Genomic DNA, 314 nt, shown 5'->3' on the forward strand with positions numbered 1-314 from the left:
ACAACCGCAGCAACGAGGTAGGTAGGCCGCACGAAGGGGATTTCGATGGGCTAACCCTCGGGCTGATCGGGGCGCCATCGGCAATCTTCGTGGGTGCGCTCGACCATAATGGCACTCCCGCGAACAAGACACGGCTGGCCCGATACTCGAATTATCCCGGCTCAAACCCCGAGGTGCGGAACCAGTTCCTGACCGTGGGTGTCGAGGGTGACAAGACTGGCCTATACGGCACGTCTTATGCGGCACCTGTGGTTGCAGGCTATGCCGCCATCCTTGGTAGCAAGTTCACGTCCGCAACTCCGAAACAGATTACT

1 protein-coding gene is annotated in these 314 nt (G+C 59.2%); it reads left to right on the forward strand.

Annotated elements, in window-relative coordinates; all coding sequences use genetic code 11:
* Window positions 1-89 precede the first annotated feature (89 nt).
* A partial coding sequence (locus AC0L3E_RS34685) for a S8 family serine peptidase (RefSeq protein ID WP_473606921.1) occupies window positions 90-314 on the forward strand: 225 nt, incomplete at its 3' end.

The organism is Mesorhizobium sp. WSM4822 (assembly GCF_055811155.1).